The 5,313-nt window shown below is 70.1% G+C and carries 4 protein-coding genes; all 4 read right to left on the reverse strand.

Annotated features, from left to right (window positions below; translation table 11 throughout):
• Positions 1-911 precede the first annotated feature (911 nt).
• Positions 912-3,245: a type IV secretory system conjugative DNA transfer family protein gene (locus ACFVJQ_RS44765; protein ID WP_375847194.1), complete on the reverse strand. Its 2,334-nt coding sequence runs from the start codon at positions 3,243-3,245 to the stop codon at positions 912-914.
• Between the two features lie 360 nt (positions 3,246-3,605).
• Entirely contained in the window at positions 3,606-3,806 is a 201-nt protein-coding gene (locus ACFVJQ_RS44770) for a hypothetical protein (protein ID WP_375847193.1), read from the reverse strand.
• The gene (locus ACFVJQ_RS44775; RefSeq protein ID WP_375852390.1) at positions 3,803-5,014 is read right to left on the reverse strand and encodes a hypothetical protein; all 1,212 of its coding nucleotides are present in this window, start codon (positions 5,012-5,014) and stop codon (positions 3,803-3,805) included. The genes ACFVJQ_RS44770 and ACFVJQ_RS44775 overlap by 4 nt, the downstream gene beginning before the upstream one ends.
• Positions 5,011-5,169 (reverse strand): hypothetical protein, encoded by a 159-nt coding sequence (locus ACFVJQ_RS44780; protein WP_375847191.1) that lies wholly within the window; start codon positions 5,167-5,169, stop codon positions 5,011-5,013. Before ACFVJQ_RS44780 ends, ACFVJQ_RS44775 begins: the two co-directional genes overlap by 4 nt.
• Between the last annotated feature and the right edge of the window lie 144 nt (positions 5,170-5,313).

Raw genomic sequence — 5,313 nt, forward strand, 5'->3', positions numbered from 1 at the left:
GTCTCAGAGCGCTGCGCGCTCTGGCAGTGACCGTCACTTCGTGACGGTGTGTCACTGCTTCGCGGTGACTTGCTCGGCTGCGCCGAGCCCCGGCCGATGGCCGGGCGGGGAGGACTGGCCTTTGGCCAGTTCGGTCGTCCGCTTCGCTCCCTCCCTGGGGGCCCGCTACGCGGGCGGCTGGCTACGGGGAGGGGTGGCCGGGCGGCTCTTCTTTGCGACTGCCCGTGGTGGTGTGCATCAAAACGTAGTCTAGATAGAGTCTGGGCCACCCCACACCCCCACGCTGCGGCTCTGTATGCCTTGCTGACGGCTTCTCACCCCTTCTCGGGGGGATGAGTCCAGACGGCTCGTCAGAGGCTCTGAGATGGGTACAGATCGCTACGTGGGGGCATCGACACCTGATGCAGCATGTACGGTTGGTGGATCGTGGCCACACCCTCTCTGAGGGGTGGTCACCGGCTGGCCGCTCTGGGCCTCTTGAGCGTTCGCAGCCCGCTGACCTGGGCAAACGCACTGCGGGCGACCCTTCGAGGGGGCCGCCCGCAATTTCTCTGACCGAATTACCTGGTCTAATGCCCGTCGCCCCGAATTGCCAGCGTGCAGACGAGTTTATCAAGACGATTATTACGGGCTTATGGAAAGGCTTATCCGGCCGCTTTGATTTGGTTACCAGATTCCGTCATCCTCTCGCAGGGTGGGGCAGTTGCAATCACAGATGCAGCCGCCTCCGCAGTTGGGGCATTCATCGCAGCAGTAATGCTTTCCGCATAGGCTGCATCGGCTTCCGCCGCAGTCCTCACAGGAGGGCGGGCGGTAGCTGTCTGAGAGGTACATTCACGCTTCCTTTCGGGTAGGAATGCCGACGGCCCCGGACTGTAGAGCCCGGGGCCGTCGTTGTGCAAATCAGCAGGTTACGCGGGTGTCTTGTCTTTCCATTCCCAGAGCCATTCCCTTAGCTCATCCTCGGTGTAGTAGGTGACCTTTCCGTCACTGATGCCTTCGGGAACGGTGATCCCGCGCTTCTCGGAACGCTGGAGCAGGTACTTGCGGGCGGTCTCGTAGCCCCACGGGAGGGTGCCGCGCTCGCAGTGCTCACGCAGGCTGTAGGTCTCCGGCAGCGCCTGGTCCTCGGCCACCTCGGCGGCAAGGCCGGCCGATGCTCCGGCTGTCCCGGCCGCTGTCCCCTCGGCCGTCCCGGAGGCACCGTGTCCCGGCTCTGACCTGGGGCTGGGCACCCCGACCCCCGTGCTGGCGTGGCCCGGGACAACCGTGGGGACCTTGGGTGCGAAGTCCCCGCCGGGCATGAACTCGGTGGTGGCTGCGGTCTCCTGTGCCTCGGCCAGGGCCTCGGGGGTGATCCAGGGTGCCATTTCCCCGTCATCGAACCATTGGGGCGCCTTTTCGCACGCTGCCAGCAATTCGCGGACTTCCGGGGTGATGTACGCGGGCTGGAATTCCCGGACGTACGCGTAATCTCCGCCCTCGGGGTCCATGCGCTTATCCGCGTAGGCTCCGCGGCCGGGGATTTCCGTGTCGTAGGAGAGGCGCGGCGCGTTCTGTCCGAATGCCACTCCCCACGAGACCATATCCTGCTTGCCTACCACAATCTTGGTGCCGATCTGCTTGCGTCCGATCGTCCCGCCGAACAGTGCATTGTCGAATTGCTGGCTGCCGACCACCACGCGGTGATTCGAGGAACGGCCCATCATGAGGATGATGGTGAACCAGTCGATAAACGGCGGGGCGCCCTTCTGCTTGATGCCGTGCTTCCACCAGGTGTAGGCGAACCGGATCAGCGTCGGGAGTTCGTCCACCACGAGCGTGCGTGGCGTCAGTTCGTCGCGCAGTTTCGGGTCTGCGCCTTCCTGAACGGCCTGCTCGGCGGCGAGGATGGACACCAGGAATTCCGCGAAGGCGCCGATGCATGCGCGGGTGGTGGTGTGGATGCGAACGCCCGACTGTCCGAATGCCTCGGCCATGGAATTCACCTTGGTGTCGAGGATGTCTACGAGCCCTCCGTGCTGCCTAGCATGGACAACGGCCATGTAGAGGACCGTGGATTTACCCGATCCGGTGTCACCGGCCACGCCCCAATGGGGAGTCGCGGTTTGCGTGAAAACAAATTGATCGACGATTTCATAACCCTCGATCGTCTTGCCCACGTAGACTTTATGGGCCGTGCCGGACGACTTCCATGCAACTTGGGTGGGCAGCTGGGGCATTGGGCGGGGTGCGGGCTTCGGCGACCACTGTGCGTAAGGGGAGCGGCCCGCGAGGTGGTAGCTGGCGACCCACTCACCGGGCACCTTGGCCTGGATCGCCTGCGCCATGAGGCTGCGCTCGCCCTCGGTGCCGGACCAGTGCAGGGGGACCCGGATGGTGATCCGCGCGCTCTCCGCGCTCAGGTCGTCCGGGATGCTCAGCCAGTAGTCCTGCCCGCGCTCCTGGTCCTCCTGGCCCAGGCGCAGCACCTGCGTGAGGGAGGCCCACAGACCCGGGCCGTAGGTCTCCGCGTCCGTGGCCTGGTAGCCCTTGCCCCAGGCTCCGGCCGTGACGAGGGTGACCGGCACCGCGGCCGCGAGCGCGAGGATCGTCCAGGCGGGTTCCAGGATCAGCCCGGCCGCCGTGGTCAGCCCGCCCACGCGGGCCGCTGAGCGCCCGGCGTAGCGCCAGTGGTGCCAGCGGCCCAGCCCCCGGCCCACGGTCCGCACAGCGGCCCATGTGGCGCTCAGACCCCGGCCCGCGGCCGCGACCGCCCGCGCGACCCACGGCGGCATCCGGGCCATGTCCGACAGCCGCTTGCTTAGCCGGTCCCAGTCGATGGCGGGGCCGGCGGTCGCGTCCGCGGCGGGCAGCGCGATGGCGCCCAGCTCGGCCGTGGACAGCGGGTCGGTGCTCACGGTGCCGGGGCGCCAGAACGAGGCGTTGGTGCGCGCCTTGCCGCGCATCTCCTTGCCGGTGAGGAACCGCCAGCACAGGGTGCAGACGCGCTTGGTGACCACGGCCAGCCCCTCGAAGGTGTCCTCAATGAAGGCGTTGGCGGGGCTGCCCTTGGCGGCGGGCTTGCCCTTCTCCTCGCGATGGCGGGTGCCGATGCCGTACAGCGCGCCCACGACGACCGCGCCGCCCACGAGCACGGGCATCCAGTGCCCGTGGGTGAGGGCGACAGCGTCGTGGATCAAGCCGGTTTGGTGGCCGGTGTGGTCGGTGCCGGATTCGGCTGCTGCCTGGTGGTAGATGCTCATGTGGTGCTCCCTGGTGCTCCGTGTCTGGGGATCACCCCCGCCCGGCAGGTGGTCTGCCAGGACGCTGGCCTGCCGGGCGGGTGAGATCCCTTGTGTGGGCGCTGCTACCGATCGTGGCTGGTGGGACTGACAGGCGGCACCCGAGAATCCGGGGTGGCGCTGGAAGAGTCCGCCGGGCCGGTTTTGTTTGTCCTGGTATTGCCGGTGTTGGGTGATGTGTCCGCCAACCCTCGGTCCCACAGCAGCAGTTGGCCGGCCACAGGTCCGCTCAGCCGCTGGAGCTGTGCCGGGGTCACGGTGCCGCGTGCCATCGGGCCTCCCGAGCAAGGGCCGGGCGCCCGCGGGCGCCCGGCCGGTCGGTCACTTCCTGCGCTGTGCGGCGCGCTCCTCGCGCTCCGCGTCCTGCCGCGCCTCCCGCTCAACCGCACGGGCCTTGACGGCCTCGATCTGCCGGTCGATGCCCCGGGTTGGGTGACCCTTGGCGGCCAGCCGCCCCACGAGGAGGGCGAGCTGGGCGGTCTCCCAGGCGGTGTAGCCGCGCTGCGGCTCCGGCCCGGTCACGGGTACCACCCCTGCTCCGGCTCGGCGGCCGGAGCCGCCTGCGGCTGCTGCCGCGCCTCCCTGACGTACCGGTCGACGGTCGCGGGCGAGACCTGCATGCCCATCGCGCCCAGGGTCTGCCGGACGGCCTCGGGGCTCATCCCGGCCCGTGCCAGCCCGTGGGTGAGGGTGCGGGCCGAGGGCGGACGCTGCGCGGGCACCCGCTCCTCGTCGTCCTCCGGCCCGGCGTCCTCCGCCGGGGGGTTCCCGGAGACCGGGCGGACGGGCGGGGGCGTCTCCGCGTCTGTGGCCTGCGGGTATCCGCCCATCCGCGGGGAGTCCCCAGAGATCCGGCGGGCGCTGCGGTGCCGCTCCACCTGCTCCAGCACCGTGGCCGTGCTGGCGCCCGCGTCCACGGCCGCCATCATCGAGCGGTTCGCCTGGTCCATGGCCGAGCGCCACTCGCGCCCGGCGGTGCCGTAGGTGGACGCGATCGCCCGTGCCCGGATCTGGTCGACGACCGCGCGGTTGACCGCGTCCTCCCGAACCGTCCACGGCTCCGGCTCCGGCTCGACGTCGAGCACCTGGTGCTCGTCGACGCGCTGCACCTGGTGCTCGTCGAGGCTGACGCCGTACTGCACCTCGACCGCGCGGCGGTGCGCTGCAGCCTGCCCACGCGCCCGCTCCGAGGTCCGGTGCACGGTCGCGGTCGCCAGCATCGCGTGCGCCTCGCGGTGCTCCGCGTCCACCCAGGCCTGCGTGTCCGGGTCCAGCTCACAGACCAGATGCGACAGCACCGTGCTCCACAGCAGCTTGGCGCCCAGCGCGATCCCGGCACCAAACGCGCCTTGTGCCAGCGCCCCATGCAGATGGCCGTGGTAGGTGATGGCACCGACGGACACCGCCAGCAGCGCCAGGCCCACCCTCCGGGCCCGGCCGCGCCGGTCGGGCTGGTAGCGGGCCAGCCACTCCATTCCCTGCACCGCCAGCCACGCCACATCGAATGTGATCGCGCCGCCGTACGCGGCCCACGAGCCGCCCAGCAGGTCACCGATCGAGTACGTGGACCACACGACGGTCACCAGGGACAGCAGCCCGGCGAGCGCCAGCTCACCGCGCAGCAGCATCAGATCCCAGTCCCGCGGAACAGCCGGCTGTTCCGCCGGCCGCACCACCGTGTGGGCCCGGCCCTGCCGGGTCACCGTCTCCGTACGCGTCTGCGGCTTCATCGGGCACCGCCCGACCGCAGCGCCTCGGCCGCCCGCCGCGCCCGCTCAGCGGCCTCGGCCGCCTCCCGCGCCCGCCGCATCGCGCCCTCGGCCGCGCCCTCCGTGGCGGTGTCCGCCCATGTCATCGCGCCCGCAGGCGCACCGATACGATCCATCACAGATCGCCCTCCTGGTCATGTCAGGTGGGTGGTTCAGGCGCGGGCCGGTGCTCCAACACCGGCCCGTGCCGTCCGAGCGTCTCTGGCGCTCTACCCCGGGGGGGGGGGCCCCCGGGTGTGGGGGGGGGCGCGCGGGGGGCG

This window comes from Streptomyces sp. NPDC127197, from assembly GCF_042672405.1.
Classification (GTDB): domain Bacteria; phylum Actinomycetota; class Actinomycetes; order Streptomycetales; family Streptomycetaceae; genus Streptomyces; species Streptomyces flavusporus.

Excerpts from the sequence above, each read along its gene's own strand:
- ACFVJQ_RS44765 (WP_375847194.1), bottom strand. The coding sequence starts at position 3,245 with ATGAGCATCTACCACCAGGCAGCAGCCGAATCCGGCACCGACCACACC.
- ACFVJQ_RS44775 (WP_375852390.1), bottom strand. The coding sequence starts at position 5,014 with ATGAAGCCGCAGACGCGTACGGAGACGGTGACCCGGCAGGGCCGGGCC.
- ACFVJQ_RS44780 (WP_375847191.1), bottom strand. The coding sequence starts at position 5,169 with ATGGATCGTATCGGTGCGCCTGCGGGCGCGATGACATGGGCGGACACC.